Annotated in this window: 18 protein-coding genes and 1 pseudogene; 7 read left to right on the top strand and 12 right to left on the bottom strand. The window is 62.9% G+C overall.

What is annotated here, in order from left to right:
* Window positions 1-96: 96 nt before the first annotated feature.
* The 4 genes from AC0L2A_RS24420 to AC0L2A_RS24405 all read right to left on the bottom strand — a co-directional run bounded on the left by AC0L2A_RS24420 (window position 97) and on the right by AC0L2A_RS24405 (window position 2,255).
* A complete protein-coding gene (locus AC0L2A_RS24420; protein ID WP_473611002.1) occupies window positions 97-816 on the bottom strand; it encodes a helix-turn-helix transcriptional regulator in 720 nt (239 codons plus the stop codon).
* Between the two features lie 71 nt (window positions 817-887).
* Window positions 888-1,298, bottom strand: a complete 411-nt coding sequence (locus AC0L2A_RS24415; RefSeq protein ID WP_473611000.1) for a hypothetical protein — start codon at window positions 1,296-1,298, stop codon at window positions 888-890.
* 101 nt (window positions 1,299-1,399) lie between these two features.
* Window positions 1,400-2,002 carry a DJ-1/PfpI family protein gene (locus AC0L2A_RS24410; protein ID WP_473610999.1) on the bottom strand — a complete coding sequence of 201 codons (603 nt, stop codon included), beginning with the start codon at window positions 2,000-2,002 and terminating at the stop codon, window positions 1,400-1,402.
* Between the two features lie 85 nt (window positions 2,003-2,087).
* Complete coding sequence (locus AC0L2A_RS24405) at window positions 2,088-2,255, bottom strand: hypothetical protein (RefSeq protein ID WP_023797061.1); 168 nt, start codon at window positions 2,253-2,255, stop codon at window positions 2,088-2,090.
* Between the two features lie 262 nt (window positions 2,256-2,517).
* Between AC0L2A_RS24405 and AC0L2A_RS24400 the strand changes: the two genes are divergently transcribed.
* Entirely contained in the window at window positions 2,518-3,507 is a 990-nt protein-coding gene (locus AC0L2A_RS24400) for a ring-cleaving dioxygenase (RefSeq protein ID WP_473610998.1), read from the top strand.
* Between the two features lie 165 nt (window positions 3,508-3,672).
* Complete coding sequence (locus tag AC0L2A_RS24395) at window positions 3,673-3,834, top strand: hypothetical protein (protein ID WP_077380491.1); 162 nt, start codon at window positions 3,673-3,675, stop codon at window positions 3,832-3,834.
* Between the two features lie 25 nt (window positions 3,835-3,859).
* Here the strand turns inward: AC0L2A_RS24395 and AC0L2A_RS24390 are convergent, their stop codons facing one another.
* The 6 genes from AC0L2A_RS24390 to tkt all read right to left on the bottom strand — a co-directional run bounded on the left by AC0L2A_RS24390 (window position 3,860) and on the right by tkt (window position 12,517).
* Window positions 3,860-4,591 (bottom strand): SGNH/GDSL hydrolase family protein, encoded by a 732-nt coding sequence (locus AC0L2A_RS24390; RefSeq protein WP_473610997.1) that lies wholly within the window; start codon window positions 4,589-4,591, stop codon window positions 3,860-3,862.
* Between the two features lie 132 nt (window positions 4,592-4,723).
* Complete coding sequence (locus AC0L2A_RS24385; protein WP_473512207.1) at window positions 4,724-5,749, bottom strand: class I fructose-bisphosphate aldolase; 1,026 nt, start codon at window positions 5,747-5,749, stop codon at window positions 4,724-4,726.
* A 160-nt stretch (window positions 5,750-5,909) separates the two neighbouring features.
* A complete protein-coding gene (locus AC0L2A_RS24380; protein WP_473512206.1) occupies window positions 5,910-7,106 on the bottom strand; it encodes a phosphoglycerate kinase in 1,197 nt (398 codons plus the stop codon).
* Between the two features lie 110 nt (window positions 7,107-7,216).
* Entirely contained in the window at window positions 7,217-9,106 is a 1,890-nt protein-coding gene (locus AC0L2A_RS24375; RefSeq protein ID WP_473610996.1) for a potassium/proton antiporter, read from the bottom strand.
* Between the two features lie 251 nt (window positions 9,107-9,357).
* The gene (gap, locus tag AC0L2A_RS24370) at window positions 9,358-10,368 is read right to left on the bottom strand and encodes a type I glyceraldehyde-3-phosphate dehydrogenase (protein ID WP_473610994.1); all 1,011 of its coding nucleotides are present in this window, start codon (window positions 10,366-10,368) and stop codon (window positions 9,358-9,360) included.
* A gap of 157 nt (window positions 10,369-10,525) precedes the next feature.
* Complete coding sequence (tkt, locus tag AC0L2A_RS24365) at window positions 10,526-12,517, bottom strand: transketolase (RefSeq protein ID WP_473610993.1); 1,992 nt, start codon at window positions 12,515-12,517, stop codon at window positions 10,526-10,528.
* Between the two features lie 303 nt (window positions 12,518-12,820).
* Between tkt and AC0L2A_RS24360 the strand changes: the two genes are divergently transcribed.
* The 4 genes from AC0L2A_RS24360 (at window position 12,821) to AC0L2A_RS24345 (ending at window position 15,359) form a co-directional block, all read left to right on the top strand.
* The gene (locus AC0L2A_RS24360; protein WP_023797069.1) at window positions 12,821-13,093 is read left to right on the top strand and encodes a DUF4164 domain-containing protein; all 273 of its coding nucleotides are present in this window, start codon (window positions 12,821-12,823) and stop codon (window positions 13,091-13,093) included.
* Window positions 13,094-13,104: 11 nt separating this feature from the next.
* The gene (locus AC0L2A_RS24355) at window positions 13,105-13,470 is read left to right on the top strand and encodes a cell division protein ZapA (protein WP_023797070.1); all 366 of its coding nucleotides are present in this window, start codon (window positions 13,105-13,107) and stop codon (window positions 13,468-13,470) included.
* Between the two features lie 211 nt (window positions 13,471-13,681).
* Window positions 13,682-14,341 carry a peroxiredoxin gene (locus AC0L2A_RS24350; protein WP_077380501.1) on the top strand — a complete coding sequence of 220 codons (660 nt, stop codon included), beginning with the start codon at window positions 13,682-13,684 and terminating at the stop codon, window positions 14,339-14,341.
* 145 nt (window positions 14,342-14,486) lie between these two features.
* Window positions 14,487-15,359 (top strand): MBL fold metallo-hydrolase, encoded by an 873-nt coding sequence (locus AC0L2A_RS24345; protein WP_473610992.1) that lies wholly within the window; start codon window positions 14,487-14,489, stop codon window positions 15,357-15,359.
* Between the two features lie 30 nt (window positions 15,360-15,389).
* On the opposite strand, the gene AC0L2A_RS24340 is transcribed toward AC0L2A_RS24345, so the two are convergent.
* Window positions 15,390-15,983 carry a hypothetical protein gene (locus AC0L2A_RS24340; protein WP_473610990.1) on the bottom strand — a complete coding sequence of 198 codons (594 nt, stop codon included), beginning with the start codon at window positions 15,981-15,983 and terminating at the stop codon, window positions 15,390-15,392.
* A 117-nt stretch (window positions 15,984-16,100) separates the two neighbouring features.
* On the opposite strand from AC0L2A_RS24340, the pseudogene AC0L2A_RS24335 reads away from it, so the two are divergent.
* Window positions 16,101-16,190 (top strand): annotated as a pseudogene (locus tag AC0L2A_RS24335) (DUF2274 domain-containing protein); the annotation flags it as partial.
* A 103-nt stretch (window positions 16,191-16,293) separates the two neighbouring features.
* On the opposite strand, the gene rpoH reads toward AC0L2A_RS24335, so the two are convergent.
* Complete coding sequence (gene rpoH / locus AC0L2A_RS24330; protein ID WP_023797074.1) at window positions 16,294-17,205, bottom strand: RNA polymerase sigma factor RpoH; 912 nt, start codon at window positions 17,203-17,205, stop codon at window positions 16,294-16,296.
* Between the last annotated feature and the right edge of the window lie 166 nt (window positions 17,206-17,371).

The following is a 17,371-nucleotide window of genomic DNA, read 5'->3' as shown; positions in this document are numbered from 1 at the left end:
CATCCAAATCATCTCCCTCTCTTCCTTGCCCACGGAATCACCAATCCGATTCTGTGCAAAGCCCTCACAAGGGGAGAGAAGGAAGAGGCGCCGCGCCTAGGTTCGCGCGGCCCGGTCCGGCGCCATGCCGTAGTCCTCGCTGCGTTCCACCGCACGGTAAAAATCGGCGAGCTGCTTGCCGCGCTCCGGCTTGAAGACGCGGCCGGCTATGACCACTGAAGCAATGCGGTCGATGCGGAAAGCGCGAAAATCGTCGCGCATCTCGCACCAGGCGACCAGCGTCCACACCTTGCCCCAGAACCACAGGCCCAATGGCCTGATGTCGCGCACGGTGCTGCGGCCTGCTTCGTCGGAGTAGTCGATGGTCAGCACCTGACGTTTTTCCACCGCGCGCTCGATCAGGTCGATTGCTTCGCGGGCGGCGTCGCTCACCACCCACATCGGCGTGTGGATCTCGGTGCGGGCGATGCGGTCCTTCTCGGCATCGGGCAGCACGGCGCCGATCTTGACCAGCGCCTCGTCGGCGGCCCGCGCCATGGCAGCGCCGCCAAATGCGCGCACCATGCGGGCGCCGGCGACCAGCGCGACGATCTCGTCACGCGTGAACATCAGCGGCGGAAGGTCGAAACCCTCCCTCATCATGTAGCCGACGCCGGCCTCGCCGTCGATCGGCACGCCCGTCGACTGCAGGTCGGCGATGTCGCGGTAGATGGTTCGCTCGGAAACCTCGAGCCACATGCCCAGCTTCTGGGCGGTGACCAGGCGGCCACCGCGCAGATGCTGCACGATCTGGAAGAGCCTGTCGGCGCGGCGCATCGTATGGTCCCTCGATGTTGTTTTAGCCCGTCATTGTCGCCAAACCGGTTCCAACTATTGGGCGACATGCATTATGGCTCAAGCCCTTCGCGCTTGCGCTGCGCGGCGACGAATGCCGTGCCGAAGGACAACTTCCCTGTTGTCGGCGTCCTTGCATCCAGCACCCGCCAGAACGGCGCGATGTCGCTCAGCGTCATGCCGCGCTCCAGATCCTCGTAGGCGGCCTCGGCGACAGTGCGCAGATGATAGCCGATGGTGACCGGACATGTCACTTCCGCGCCGTGCTCAATGGCGAGCGCGGTGCGCAACGCGCGGACATCCATGGCCACGCCCTCTGGAATCGAGCGGATGAAATCATCGACCTGCCGAGCCGTCGGCACCAGCATCGGCTGGCCCTCGACGACGTCGCCAACAGTGCGCGGCGTCGGCTTGATGCCGTTGATGCCCGGCGTGTTCAGCCGGTGGTTCCAGCTCTTTACCATGCGTCACCTAGACGAAGAGCCCGAAGCTTTTGCAGGGATGAAGGCCATGTCTGTCTCCTGATACTTTCGCACTATTGCACGCCGCTCCTGACACCATACTGTCAGGAGGCTTCAGCAAACTCCCCTTCGGCATACTCCTTGGCGAACAGCGTGCGCATCTCAGCGAGATCGCTGCTTCTCTGGGGATAGAGCGTCTTCAAAAAGGCAAGAGCGAAGGTGCCGGGAGCCGAACCCGGCGCGGACACGATGCGACCGTCGGCGACGGCATAGGGCACGTCCTGATAGTTCTGGGCGCCCGGATAGCCCGGCTCCTTTTCATTGATCCAGTCACGACCATTGCTGGTGTGTTTGGCCTTGTCGAACAGGCCGGCACGCGCCAGTGCCAGCGTGCCGGCGCAGATGCCGCCGACCACGCCGCCGCGCGCCGCTAACGCCGTCAGCAGTGCGGAGACATCAGGCGGGGCATCGACCCACTGGTCGGAGCCGATGACCGCGACGGCGTCGAGATCGGTGTTTTCATCAACCGCGGTAGAGCGGTCGGGCGTCAGCATAAATCCGCTGGCCGAAATCACCGGCTTGCCGTTCGGCGCCAGCGAAACCGCGCGTGCGCCGAACCATTCGACCGCCGAAGCCGCCAGCAGCCCGTATTCCCAGTCGGCGAAGCGATCGATGAAAAGAACGCCGATAGTTTTCTGTTCGGACATTTCCTGCTCCGTCTTTCAGTCAACCGGACCTGTTTATCTGGGCGCTGTGGCGTCCGCATCCAACTGTTGCTGCGAAAAAATCGCCTCAATGGCCGCGGCGGTGGCGGCAATCATAATTATCCGGCCAACCGATGTCCTTGCGGATGCTCTGCGGCAAGCCGTTCATGAAGCGCCGGGTGCGGATCTCGTTGCGCATCGTCCGGATCTTGCCGACATAGTGCTGCACGCTGCGGAGAATGGTAAAACCGTTCATGGCTGGTCTCCTCTTCTTTCGATGGAGACACTATCGCACACCCCTCCTGACAGCAGTCTGTCAGGAGGCTGAGCGGTCTTTGGTGAGAGTGCCAGGTTTTGCCGATTCCCGTCCGTCTGCCCGGGAAAAGCAGGCTTTCTCGTCGCCAGGATCAAGTCTTTCGTCTGCGAACGACGGACCGTCAGAATCCGCAGCAGCGATAGGGCCGGGGTTCTGATATCTATCTACGGAGAAGAATTTTCCAGAGATCAGGGAGATGACAATGAGCCTGCAACTGACAGGAATTCACCACCTGACTGCAATCACCGCCAATGCACCCGGAAACCTTCGTTTCTACACCAGGACCCTGGGCCTGCGACTGGTCAAGAAGACGGTCAATCAGGACGACACATCGGCTTATCACCTTTTCTATGCCGACGCCGAGGCGACGCCTGGCACCGATCTTACTTTCTTCGATTGGCCGGTCGGACGCGAACGGCGCGGCACCAACAGCATCGTGCGGACCAGCCTGAGGGTCGCCAGCCCTGAAAGCCTTTTCTGGTGGAAGCAGCACCTGGCCGGCGAGACCCTCGCGACGGAAGAGATCGGCGCGACGGGAGAGATCGGCGCGACGGGAGAGATCGGCGATATCGGCGGCTACCCGTCGTTGGACTTCGAAGACCCGGAAGGCCAGCGCCTGCGTCTCGTCAGCGATGGCGGCAAGGGCGACAGTCACCCCTGGGTGCAAAGCCCGATTCCCATCGAGCACCAGATACGCGGGCTCGGGCCTATCGTCGTCAGCGTTCCCGACATCACCAATACTGAAACAGTGCTGACCAGGGTGATGAACATGCGCAAGGCGAGAAACTATGCCTCGCCGGATGGTCAGGGCCAGGTTCACGTCTTCGAGATGGGAGAAGGCGGCCCGGCGGCGGAGATTCATGTCGCCGTGCAGCCGGGCCTTGCGCCGGCACGGCAGGGCGCCGGTGCGGTCCACCACGTCGCATTCAGGGCGCCGGACCAGGAGATTTTGCATCAATGGACGGCGCGGCTGGCCGAATTCCGCCTGCCGTCAAGCGGCGAGGTCGAACGATACTACTTCCGTTCGCTCTACTTCCGTGAGCCGAACGGCATATTGTTCGAGATTGCCACCGACGGCCCGGGATTTACGGCCGACGAGCCGCTGGAAACGCTGGGCGAAAGGCTAGCCTTGCCACCGTTCCTCGAACCGAAACGGGCTGCGATCGAGGCCGGCCTCAAGCCGCTGGCATAGTGCTCCCGTGAGCGAACGAAAGGAGCACTTTAAGAGCCGACCGTGGATGTTGGAGGCCGCCCGTCCTTTGGAGGCGCATAGGATGCTCCAGCAGCATGACTCTACGCATCGTGCTCTTCGAAAATCGATTTCGATTTGCCGGCCGATGCGCTAGTCAAAAGCGGCATGTCGAAACTCCTCGCGCTCGTTATCATTGCCATGATGGTCATCCAGCTGATCAAGCCGCTCGGCTGGCCGGGGCTGAAGCGGCGCAGCGATTTCTGGAAGCTGGCGGTGCTGGCGATGGCGGCGATTTCGATAACAGCGGCGCTGGGCCATTGGACGTAAAGCCGGGACGTAAGGCTGGCGGCCGCTATGCGAGGCGTGGTTCGTTGGGCAGCACCAAATCGACCAGATGTTCCGCCCAGGCCCGGTAGCCGGCTTCCGAGGCATGAAATCCGTCGGATGCAAAACCGGCTTCGGCATTGGTGATCGGCAGGCGCGGCGCCGGCACAGCCCCGCGTTCGAGGCAAAGGCGCTCGCCCATCCGGTTCATCTCGGCGGCGCGGATTTCCAGGATCTTTCCGAGCAGCGGCGGCATTGCCGGTGCGCGGGTGAATTCCAGCACCGGCGACCATACCACGCGCGCCTCCGGCCATTTGGCGCGCAGCGCGTAGAGCAGGCCGCCAAAATCGCGCTTGAAGCGTGGCACTGAGTGAAAGTTCTTGGTGTCGTTGGTGCCGATGGCGAGCACGATATGCGTCCAGGGATCGGCCGACAGATTGGGCAGCACATGGTCGCGGATCTGGCCTGAGGTCGCCGAGTTGAAGCCGGCTGCCCGCCAGCGCACCGCGCGGCCGGTGCGTTTTGAGATCAGCTCGGCCAGTTGCGCGGCGAGCCCGTATTCGGAATTGCCGATGCCGACCGATGCGGCGGAAGAATCGCCAAGCATCAGCAGCGAGATCGGCGGCGCCTGGCCCGAAATCTCGTGCATGACCGGACCTTGCGCCGGCAGCATGCGGCTGGTGCGGCGGCGCACGCCGAGCCCCTGCCAGACATAGACCGGAAAGGCGAGCCAGGTGAGGAGGGCAAGAAAGCGCTGCATCAAAAGCCAGTTAATGGGGGCAAGCGACGTTCGGGCTCAACGCAAGCCGACACCGGCGTCGTTTTTCTGGAGCATTGGAGCAGATGGAACCCGGGCGCATGGCCCGGGTTCGGACGAAGATAAAAAAACCGGTCAGGCGGCCTGTTCCAGTTCCGGCTGCCATTTGCCAAGCGCTGCCAGATGGTTCATGTGGGCGCGGTGGGCGAAGGCTGCCTGGGCAGCGGCGACGTTGGCCGCCTTGCCGCTCCATGCCTTCTGCGGCGCCGCCTGCAAGGCGCGGCCATAGGAGAAGGTCAGCTTCCATGGATGCGGGCCGATGGCGTTGATGGCGTTGAGGTTGGCGGTCGCCTCCTCATCCGATTGCCCACCGGAGAGAAAGGCGATGCCGCCAATCGCTGCCGGCACCGTCTCGCGGAACAGTTTTATGGTCTTTTCGGCGACTTCCTCGGGGCTGCTGGTGCTGCCGGACTTTTTGCCGGCGAGAACCATGTTCGGCTTCAGAATGGTGCCTTCAAGGACGACGCGGGCGGCGTAGAGCTCGGTGTAGAGTTTCGCCAGCGTTGCCTTGCTGATCTCGTAGCAGGTGCCGATGTCGTGGGCGCCGTCCATCAGCACCTCCGGCTCGACGATCGGCACGATGCCGGCCTCCTGACAGAGCGCCGCATAGCGGGCGAGCGCATGGGCGTTCGAGCCGATCGACGTGGCGGAGGGCACGCCCCTTGCGACGTCGATGTCGATCACCGCACGCCATTTGGCGAAACGGGCGCCGAGCTTGTAATAGTCGGCGAGCCGCTCGCGCAGGCCGTCGAGGCCTTCGGTGATGGTGTCGCCGGGGTACCCGGCCAGCGGCTTGGCGCCGGCATCGACCTTGATGCCTGGAATGGCGCCGGTCGCCTTGATGATGTCGACCAGCGGCGTGCCATCGGCGGCTTTCTGGCGAATGGTCTCGTCATAGAGGATGACGCCGGAGATGTATCTCGTCATCGCCTCCCTGGCGCGGAACATCATCTCGCGATAGTCGCGGCGGCTGTCGGCGGTCGATTCGACGCCGATCACGTCGAAGCGCTTCTTGATGGTGCCGGAACTCTCGTCGGCGGCCAAAAGACCCTTGCCGTCGGCCACCATCGCAGCGGCAATGTCCTCGAGACGTTCGCTCATTGTGCATCCTCCTGAACCGGTTGTCCCAACAGTGTGAAAATCCGGGCTAGCAGACCACTAGAGCAAAGCAGGTTCAAGTCGAACCATTCCAAGCGGAAAGCTCGAATCGATTGAATCGCGCAAACCCCGTCGTTCGCCTGTTGCCCAAGGCCTCAGGGCCTCAGCGCTTCAGCACGTCGACACCGGGCAGCGGCTTGCCCTCCATCCATTCCAGGAAGGCGCCGCCGGCGGTCGAGACATAGGTGAAGTCGTCGGCGACGCCGGCATGGTTGAGGGCGGCCACCGTGTCGCCGCCACCTGCCACCGAGATCAATTTGCCGGCCTTGGTGCGGGCCGCGGCGTGCCTGGCCGCCGCCACCGTCGCCCGGTCGAACGGCTCGATCTCGAAGGCGCCGAGCGGGCCGTTCCAGACCAGCGTCGCGGCGCGGTCGATCCAGTCGGCAACGGTCTTCACGGTCTTTTCGCCGACATCGAGGATCATGGCGTCGGCCGGCACCTCTGATATGGCGACGGTTTCGCTGGCGGCGCCCGCCTTGAATTCCCTGGCGACGACACCGTCGACCGGCAGGATGACGGCGCAGCCGGCTTCGGCCGCCTCGATCATGATCTGCTTGGCGGTGTTGGCGAGATCATGCTCGCACAGCGATTTTCCGACGGCGGTGCCGCGCGCGGCGAGGAAGGTGTTGGCCATGCCGCCGCCGATGACCAGCGCGTCGACCTTCTTCACCAGATTCATCAGGAGGTCGATCTTGCTCGAGACCTTGGCGCCGCCGACGATGGCGACGACAGGGCGGACGGGATTGCCGAGGCCCTTTTCCAGCGCGTCGAGCTCGGCTTGCATAGTACGGCCGGCGAAGGCCGGCAGCAGCTGCGCAAGCCCTTCCGTCGACGAATGGGCGCGGTGGGCGGCGGAAAAGGCGTCGTTGACGAAGATGTCGCCATTGGTGGCCAGCTTTTCGGTGAAGGCCGGGTCGTTCTTCTCCTCGGCCTTGTAGAAGCGGGTGTTTTCGAGCAGCAGCACGTCGCCGTTGTTCATGGCGGCGACGGCGCTCGCGGCCTTGTCGCCGATGCAATCGGCCGCGAAGCCGACAGGGCGGCCAAGCACCTCCGCGGCCGCCCTGGCGATCGGCTCAAGCGAGAATTCGGGCGAAGGCCCATCCTTGGGCCGGCCGAAATGGGCAAGCAGGATAACCTTGGCGCCCTTGCCGGAAAGCTCGGCGATGGTCGGCGCAATGCGCTCGATGCGGGTGGCGTCGGTGACCTTGCCGTCGGCGACGGGAACGTTGAGGTCGACGCGCACCAGCACGCGCTTGCCGTCGATATTGCCGATGTCGTCCAGTGTCTTAAAGCCGGCCATGCTGTTCCCTTTCGCGAAAAATCGCGGGGACCTTACCCCGCATCAACGACGATGCAAGACCTGCATCGGCGTTCACGGAAAATATGATCCGCGCCTCGCGTCGCAAGCAGTCAGCCCTCGCCGGTTGTTTTTTCCATCACTGGCTGTGGAGCCGGTTCCGCGTCGTCCGGCGCCTCGGCACCCGGCTTTTTGGTCCGCTTGCGCCAATTGCGCACAAAGGCAACGATGCGGTCGGCGATTTCGCCGGCACTCAGGAACACCGGCACCCGCGCCACCGGCGCGGTCGGCTCCAGGGAAAGACCGAGACCGGTGATCCTGCCCTTGTCGTCGACGTCGCGGACGATCAGCTCGATCGGACCAATCAGCACGCGGTCGGCATATTCGGCATGGCCGCCGAGCCGCGCCGTCACCAGGTCGCCGACGGTCAGCTTGCGTTCCTCCTCGGTCAGGCCCGGCGCGTAAGCGGCTTCCAGTTCCGCAGCGGAGCGCGCCGGATCGACGGCGAAGGCGCCGAAGAAGTCGGCATCCTCGGGATCGACCACGGCGCGGCTGGCGAACAGCTTGTCGAGCAGGGCCGGATAGCGATCCGGCACGAAGATGTAGACATGGTCGCCGGCGGCGAGCCTGCCCATGTCCTGGAAGCGCATCGAGCGCCCGTCGCGCAGCACCAGCGACGGCCGCGCCCAGCGCGGAATGCGCTCGCCGCGCGCCACCGGGCTGCCAGGTGCAACGCGGTAGGCGAGCAGTTCGTGATGGGCGGAGCCAGGCAATTCGAGTTCGACCTTGTCCAACGGACCCAGGCGGGCGGGCACGATCAGGCCGAGGCGGCGCGCCAGCGGTCCGACGGTCCATCCCTGGATGACCAGCGATACCAACACCACGATGAAGGCGGTGTTGAAGATGAGGCGGCCATTCTCAAGACCGCCAAGCAGCGGCGTAATGGCGAGCAGGATCGACACGGCGCCACGCAGACCCACCCATGAGACGAAGGCGACTTCCGGGCGCGGCAGACGAAACGGCATCAGGCAAAGCCAGACGGCGATCGGCCGCGCCACGAATATCAGGAACAGGCCCAGCAGCACCGCCGGCAGCAGGATCGCCGGAAATTGCGAGGGCGTCGCGAACAGGCCGAGGATCAGGAACATGATGATCTGCGCCAGCCACGACATGCCGTCCTGGAAGCGCTTGAGGATGGTGACGGCGCGGATGTCGGAATTGCCGGCAATGAGGCCGGCGAGATAGACCGCCAGAAAGCCGGAGCCGCCAATGGCGCCGGCTGCGGCGAACACCATCAGCGACAGCGTCAGCACGAAGATCGGCAGCAGCCCGTGGTCGAGATTGAGCCGGTCGACAAGCCGCACGATCGCGAGGCCGCCGAAAATGCCGACGACGGCGCCAAGCCCCATGTTGAAAAGGAAGCCGAGGACGAGGTCGGTAACCAGCAGCCTGGCCTCGGGGCTGGCGTTGGCGGCGATGATCTCGACCAGGCTGATGGTCAGGAAGATGGCGATCGGGTCATTGGTGCCGGATTCCACCTCGAGCGTGGAACGCACGCGTTCGCGCAAATTGATCTCGCCGGCGCGCAACAGGAAGAACACCGCTGCGGCGTCGGTCGAGGCGACAGCGGCCCCGAGCAGGAAGGATTCCAGCCAGCTGAGACCGAGCAGATAATGCGCGACGGCGCCGAACAGGCCAGTGGTCAAAAGGACGCCGATGGTCGCCAGCGACAGCGCCGGTCCGGCCGCCTGGCGCAAGGCGTTGAGCGGCGTGCCGAAACCGGAATCGAACAGGATCACCGCCAGCGCCAGTGAGCCGGCAAAATAAGCCAGCCGCGCATTGTCGAACTGGATGCCGAGGCCGTCGGTTCCCGTGGCCAGGCCAATGCAGAGAAACAGCAGCAAGAGGGGCGCGCCGAAGCGGAAGGCGATCAGGCTCGAAAACGCGGCGGCAACGACGAGAGCGGCGCCGACCAGCGTCACGAGATAGATCGCATGCTCCATCCGCCAATTGCCCCTCGAATTCGTGTCCCTCTCGCTTTACGGGAGAGTGAGGCGAAGACATGACCGGTGCAAGGCGTGAGGGTGGTTTTTTGCCCTATGCCGCTGATTTTCGAGTGTTTTGGCGCTCAAGGCGCGGGTCTTGCCAAACAAACCCTTAGAGCGTCGTTGCGCATTCAAAAGGGCGCTGCGCGCTGTCATGAAAACGCCCGGACAGGCCGGGCGTTTCAAGTCGCAAGAAGATGGTTCTGCGGTCAGGCGATGGTCTTGCCGAAGGCGACTGATGTGTCGGCCATGCGGTTGGAAAAACCCCATTCATTGTCGTACCAGGACAGCACCGAAACGAAGTTGCCGTCCATTACCTTGGTCTGGTCGAGCGCCATGATCGAGGAATGCGGGTCGTGGTTGAAGTCGATCGACACGTTCGGATGACGGGTGACGGCGAGAACGCCCTTCAGCTTGCCGTTGGAGGCGGCGATCACCGCCTCGTTGATTTCCTGCACCGTGGTCGAACGCTTGGCGATGAACTTGAAATCGACGACCGAGACGTTCGGGGTCGGCACGCGGATGGAGATGCCGTCGAGCTTGCCCTTGAGGTCGGGCAGCACCAGGCCGATCGCCTTGGCCGCGCCGGTCGAGGTCGGGATCTGCGACAGCGCTGCGGCGCGGGCGCGGTAGAGATCCTTGTGCATGGTGTCCAATGTCGGCTGGTCGCCGGTGTAGGAGTGGATCGTCGTCATCATGCCCTTCTCGATGCCGACGGCCTCATGCAGCACGGCTGCCAGCGGCGCCAGGCAGTTGGTGGTGCAGGAGGCGTTCGAGATGACGATGTGGTCCTTGGTCAGCTTGTCGTGGTTGATGCCATAGACGACGGTTAGGTCGGCGCCCTCGGCAGGCGCCGAGACGAGGACGCGCTTGGCGCCAGCGGTCAGATGCGCAGCGGCCTTGTCGCGTGCGGTGAAGATGCCGGTGCATTCGAGCGCGATGTCGATGCCGAGATCCTTCCACGGCAGCTGCGTCGGGTCCTTGATGGCGGTGACCTTGAATTTTTCGCTGCCGACGGTGATCTGGTCACCGTCGACCGTCACTTCATGCGGGAAGCGGCCATGCACGCTGTCGTAGCGCAGCAGATGTGCATTGGTCTCGACGGGGCCGAGGTCGTTGACGGCGACGACATCGATGTCCTTGCGGCCGGATTCGTGGATGGCGCGCAGGATGTTGCGGCCGATGCGGCCGAATCCGTTGATGGCAACTCTGACGGTCATTTTTCTCTCCCTGGGAGTTGGAGGCCGAAGATCAAGTCCGCAGCTTCATAACGGCGGGCTGGCAAAGAATCCAGCCGTCGATGGGTTGGATTTAAGTCCATTAGGTCGCGGCTGCCGGCGAAACCGCCATGTGCGGCTTCGCCGGGTACCAGTACATTTACTCGCCGTGCAGGCGGGCTTCCGCCGCCTTCACCGTCGCTTCGGCGGTGATGCCGAAATGCGGATAGAGCTGTTCAATCGTGCCCGAGGCGCCGAAGCCGGTCATGCCGATGAAGATGCCGTCGGTGCCGATGAAATGATCCCAGCCCTGGCGGATGCCGGCTTCGATGGCGATCTTGATCGGCGCGTTGCCGATCGTCTTGTTGCGGTAATCAGCATTTTGCTTGTCGAACAATTCGAAGCAGGGCACAGAGACGACGCGGGTCGGATGGCCGTGCTTCTCCAGCGCCTCGCGCGCCGCCAGCGCAATCTCGACCTCGGAGCCCGAAGCGAAGATCGTCACCGCCGCATCGCCACTGGCAGCGGCCAGTTCATAGGCGCCCTGGCGACAAAGGTTTTCCGCAACGAAGTCGTTGCGCACCGCCGCCAGGTTCTGCCGGGTCAGCGCCAGCGTCGAAGGCGTCTTTTCCTGCTCGAGGGCCAACTGCCAGCATTCGGCGGTCTCGACCGCGTCGGCCGGGCGGAAGACATTGTGGTTCGGAATGGCGCGCAATGCGGCCAGATGCTCGACCGGTTGATGGGTCGGGCCGTCTTCGCCGAGACCGATGGAATCGTGGGTCATGACGAAGATCGAGCGGATGCCCATCAGCGAGGCGAGCCGCATCGACGGACGGGCATAGTCGGAAAAGCACATGAACGTGCCGCCATAGGCGATGAGGCCGCCGTGCAGCGTCAGTCCGTTGAGCGCGGCGGCCATGCCGTGCTCGCGGATGCCGTAGTGAACGTAGCGCTGGCCGTAGTCGTCCGAGGTGATGTTCTTGGTCTGGCTGGTCTTGGTGTTGTTGGAGCCGGTCAGGTCGGCCGAGCCGCCGATGGTTTCCGGCACGGCGCCGTTGATGATCTCGAGCGCCATTTCCGACGATTTGCGGGTAGCGACCTTCGGTTTGTCCGCGGCGAGCTTCTTCTTGTAGTCGGTGATGACGGCGTCGAAATTAGCCGGCAGCGTGCCACTGATGCGGCGCTCGAATTCGCTGCGCAATTGCGTGTCGGCGCTGGCAAGGCGGCCTTCCCAGTCGGCGCGTGCCTTGACGCCGGTCTTGCCGGCGTCGCGCCAGGCATCGAGGATATCGGCAGGAAGCTCGAAAGGCGGATAATCCCAACCGAAGAATTTTCTCGCACCGGCGATTTCCTCGGCGCCGAGCGGCGAACCGTGTGCCTTGTTGGTACCAGCCTTGGTCGGCGCGCCGAAGCCGATCGTCGTCTTGCAGGCGATCATCGTCGGTTTGTCGGAATGGCGCGCCGCCTCGATGGCATAGGCGATCGCTTCCGGATCCTGGCCGTCGATGTGGCTGGCGTTCCAGCCGGACGCCTGGAAGCGGGCGACCTGATCGGTGTTGTCGGCCAGCGACACCGGGCCGTCGATCGAGATGTTGTTGTTGTCCCAAAAGACGATCAGCTTGTTCAGCTTGAGATGTCCGGCAAGCGCGATGGCTTCCTGGGAAACGCCCTCCATCAGACAGCCGTCACCAGCCAGCACATAGGTGTAGTGGTCGACGAGGTCGTTGCCGAAGGCGGCATTCATGATGCGCTCGCCGAGCGCGAAGCCGACCGAATTGGCAAGGCCCTGGCCGAGCGGGCCGGTCGTCGTCTCGATGCCGGCGGCATGGCCATATTCGGGATGGCCTGCCGTCCTCGACCCCACCTGGCGGAAATGCTTGATCTGGTCGAGGGTGATGTCCTCGTAGCCGGTCAGATAAAGCAGCGAATAAAGTAGCATCGAACCGTGGCCGGCCGACAGGATGAAGCGGTCGCGATCGGGCCAATGCGGGTTCTTCGCATCGTATTTCAGGAAACGCGTGAACAGCACCGTGGCGATGTCGGCGCAGCCCATGGGCAGGCCGGGGTGGCCGGACTGGGCCTTCTCGACGGCGTCCATGGAAAGGAAACGGATCGCATTGGCCATCCGGTCATGTTGTTCACGCGAGGTCATGCTTCCTCCAGTGTCGGGGTTCGGGCCTTGGGAGAGCCCTGGAAAGGGGTGCGCGACACATAGCAGGCGCGGCTTTTTAGTCAACAAACCGGCGCGTTTTTGCCGATCTTGTTGGTCAGTAAACCGGCGCTTTTGCCGGACTTGCGATGGCGCCAGAAGGGCTTTGGTGGCCTAAATTAGCGTTAGCAGGGGACAGTCGCGAGAGCTTTATTGACGTTGGCTTCACACGGCGCGTAATGTTTCAGACATAACGCGTTCTGAACGTGGATGATTCGGTGATGGGCAGGGCGCAGGACGAAAGCCATGACCGGGGAAACGACACTCAAGGAAGTCATCGCCAGGCTGGGTAAGGCCATCGAGGGGCTGGAAAACGCCGTCGCGGCCAAGCTCGAGCACGAGCGCGACTATACGGAAGCCGAGGCGGAGGTGCAGCGCATGAACGCCGACCGCTCGCGGCTGGCGCAGGAACTCGACAATTCCGAAGCGCGCGCCGAACGGCTGGAAGACGCCAACAAGGAAGTGTCGCGTCGGCTGGTGACCGCCATGGAAACCATCCGCGCCGTGTTGGATAGATAGGGGCTGGCCCAATGGCACAAGTCACGGTTTCCATCGATGGCAAGCAGTATCGCATGGCTTGCGACGAAGGCCAGGAAGAGCATCTGATTGACCTTGCCGAGCGCTTCGACCGCTATGTCTCGCATCTGAAAGACTCATTCGGCGAAATCGGCGACCAACGGCTGACCGTGATGGCCGGCATCATGGTCATGGACGAGCTTTCGGAACTGCAAAAACGCGTCAAGGGCATGGAAAGCGAAGTGCTGACGCTGCGCAAGACGCGTGACGATGCGCTGACCAAGGCCGACAAGAACGATTCCGTACTGACCCAAGCGCTTGGCGCGCTCGCCCAGCGCATGGAAGATCTGGCCACGACGCTGGCGGTGAACAAGGCCTAGATTTCCACTACTGTCGCGCCCAACGCCCTATTGCGCCGGCATCAATGGGCGCGAAATGCTGCTGTTTACGACAAAAGGCGAAAAAGTTGTCGTCGCCGGCCCCGGTACCGGTGCAACAGGCGTATGAAGGATGACGCCGCAGTGGTAAAAAGGCGGAAGCAGGGCCGGTGGATGGTCCATGCCGGCTGCAATCACAGGGTAGGGACGCATCATGAGCCTTCGTATCAACGACACCGCGCCGGATTTCACGGCCGAAACCACGCAAGGGACGATCAACTTCCACGAATGGATCGGTGACGGCTGGGCGGTGCTTTTCAGCCATCCGAAGAATTTCACGCCGGTCTGCACGACCGAGCTCGGCACGATGGCCGGGCTGGAAGGCGAGTTCAAGAAGCGCAACGTCAAGATCATCGGGATTTCCGTCGATCCGGTCGAAAGCCATGGCAAATGGCAGGATGATATCAAAAAGGCGACCGGCCAATCGGTGAACTACCCGCTGATCGGCGACAAGGACCTCAAGGTCGCCAAGCTTTACGAGATGCTGCCGGCGGGCGCCGGCGAAACCTCGGAAGGCCGCACGCCCGCCGACAACGCTACGGTGCGTTCAGTTTATGTCATCGGCCCCGACAAGAAGATCAAGCTGGTTCTCACCTATCCGATGACGACCGGCCGTAACTTCGATGAGATCCTGCGTGCGATCGATTCCATACAGTTGACCGCCAAGCACCAGGTGGCGACGCCGGCGAACTGGAAGCAGGGCGAGGACGTCATCATCACCGCCGCTGTTTCCAACGAGGATGCGGTCAAGCGTTTCGGCGCCTTCGAGACGATCCTGCCGTATCTCCGGAAGACCAAGCAGCCCTCTGCCTGAGAAGGCGGCACGGAAGGATTTTCGGCTTTTTTGCCTCGGCGAAGCATGCGGTGCTTGACGGCGTGGCGCTGGCGAATGACCATGCTCTTCTTTTACCCCGGCAGGGAAAACCATTCCTGCCGGGTGGGTATTGAGGGAGCCGGGATTGGACGCGACATCGGCCAGGCTGCAGGTGGCAGGCTTTTACGACAAGCCGAGCGGGTCCATCCAGTATGTCGTTGCCGACCCGCAGACGCGACGATGCGCAATCATCGATCCGGTCCTGGATTTCGACGAGAAGTCCGGCGCCACTGCCACGAAAAATGCCGACGCCCTGCTCGACTTCATTAGAGATCAACGGCTGGTTGTCGAATGGATCCTCGACACCCACCCGCATGCCGACCATTTCTCGGCGGCACACTATCTCAGCACGAAGACAGGAGCGCCGACCGCGATCGGCGAGAAGGTCGTCGACGTCCAGAAACTGTGGAAGGCAATCTACAACTGGCCGGGGTTTCCTGCCGACGGATCCCAGTGGAACAGGCTGTTTGCCGACGGCGAGACCTTTTCGGTCGGCGGCGTTCCGGCTAAGGTGCTTTTTTCGCCGGGCCACACGCTGGCCTCGATCACCTATGTGATCGGCGACGCCGCTTTCATCCATGATACGCTGTTCATGCCGGACAGCGGCACGGCGAGAGCGGACTTTCCCGGCGGCAGTGCCGCGCAACTCTGGCGCTCGATCCAAAATATCCTCGCGCTGCCGGACGAGACACGTCTGTTCGTCGGTCATGACTACCAGGCGGAGGGGCGCGAGCCCTTGTGGGAGAGTACGGTCGCGGAACAAAAATCCGGGAATACCCATGTTGCCGCTTGCAGGACGGAGGCCGATTTCGTTGCGTTGCGCGAGGCGCGCGACAGGACGCTGCCGATGCCGAGGCTGATCCTGCACGCGCTGCAGGTCAACATGAATGGCGGGCGCCTGCCGGAACCGGAATCCAACGGCCGCCGCTATTTGAAATTTCCGCTCGATTGCCTTTGAGGGGCGGCGCAGAGGCCAGCCAGTCTAGCTTCAGGGTTTTGTTCGGCGGACTAAATGTTCATATGTGATTTGCCAAGGGTCGCTCTCGGAAGACCTTTCTTCGCCGATCCAATGGAAGCTGTTGGCAGTGATCTCGGTGAAACGCCATCGAGTTTTCAGACCGCGCGAATCAGTGCCGAGTTGGACAATGTCCTTACCCTCGGCCCGCCCGATCTGGCGCGAGTGATCTCGGTTGAGCGGGTCATTCCATATGATGTGCCAGCCATCGATCCCAGGATCGAAGATGCGCAAAGTCGTGCCATACATCGTGGATGGCGCAGGGCGCTTGGGCCTGATCCAGACGTCCTGAATCGCGCGGCCTTCGAGCACCCAGCCAAAATGGCATTCTCCATCCCATTTCTGGATTGTGCCGTCATCGCGGTAGTGGACCGTGTCCATTTCCCAGCTTCCAATTAGCCATCCATACAGGTTCATGTCTTTCGCTCGGTCGGCTGGAGGACCTTCGGATTCGAGAGCGGTGAGAAACGGAGAAATCGTCATCGTCATACTGCCTTTGGTTTCCAAACAGGCGAGCTCAACTGCCCAGCGCAGCCCCGGCGGCCCGTTGTCGCGCCCGCTTGCCACAAGTGCCGCCTCGTGAAATTTCGCGACGGAAGCCCGTGTCGGCGCCGGAACATTGCCGCCACAATTTGCAGCGTTGCGGTTTCCAGGGCTTGGGGAAAATTGCTATAATGCCGCTATGAGCCGGCCAGGCTGATCACACTGATGATTGAGCGGTTTATGGCGACGGATCGGGCGTTCGCGCTGGCGCGGCGGAACCGGCAACCCTAGCTGGAATATGACACCAAGGGACAGTTCCCCGCAGTCGGAGGACCCACAAAAAAGGCGGCGCCAGGTTACCTGACGCCGCCGCTATCTGTTTCCGCCGGAGGTTTTACGCCGCCGGCTGCGCCTCGATGGTGCGCAGCGCCTGCATCTGGCGCTTGGCTGCGGCCTTGACCGCGTCCTGCACCTTCTCGAAGGCGCGCACCTCGATCTGGCGCACGCGCTCGCGGCTGATGTCGAACTCGGCCGACAGCTCTTCCAGCGTCAGCGGCTCCTCGGCCAGGCGGCGCGCCTCGAAGATGCGCCGCTCGCGCTCGTTGAGCACGGCAAGAGCGCCGGACAGCATGCCGCGCCGGTTTTCCAGCTCGTCCTGCTCGATCAGCGCCTCTTCCTGGCTTTCGTGGTCGTCGACCAGCCAGTCCTGCCACTCACCGGACTCGCCCTCGCTCGCCCGGATCGGCGCGTTGAGCGAGGCGTCGCCCGACAGGCGGCGGTTCATCGACACCACTTCCGCTTCCGACACGTTGAGGCGGGTGGCGATCTCGGCGATCTGCTCGGGCTTCAAGTCGCCGTCGTCGAGCGCCTGGATCTTGCCCTTCACCTTGCGCAGGTTGAAGAACAGGCGCTTCTGGTTGGCGGTGGTGCCCATCTTGACCAGGCTCCACGAGCGCAGGATGTATTCCTGGATCGAGGCCTTGATCCACCACATGGCGTAGGTGGCGAGCCGGAAGCCGCGCTCCGGTTCGAATTTCTTGACGGCCTGCATCAGGCCGACATTGCCTTCCGAGATCACTTCGCCGATCGGCAGGCCGTAGCCGCGATAGCCCATGGCGATCTTGGCGACGAGCCGAAGGTGGCTGGTGACGAGCTTGTGCGCAGCCGTGGTGTCCTCGTGCTCAGCGTAACGCTTGGCGAGCATGTACTCTTCCTGCGGCTGAAGCATCGGAAAGCGACGGATTTCTTCCAGGTAGCGGCTGAGGCCGCCTTCGCCGGAAACGATACTGGGTAGTGACTGGGCCATGATAGCGCCCCTCTCTCTTGGAGTGGTGCCCCCTAACGCGGCGGGCATATGTCACGAACGCCAAAAGGCTCGTTCGCGACAGCGGATGTATACAGGAACAAAACCAGAAAGGACAGCATTTGGTTCAACACGAAACAGTGTGTCACGCCAAAGTGAACAACGCGGG

This window comes from Mesorhizobium sp. WSM4844 (assembly GCF_055811775.1).
This window is presented reverse-complemented; position numbering and strand designations above follow the sequence as displayed.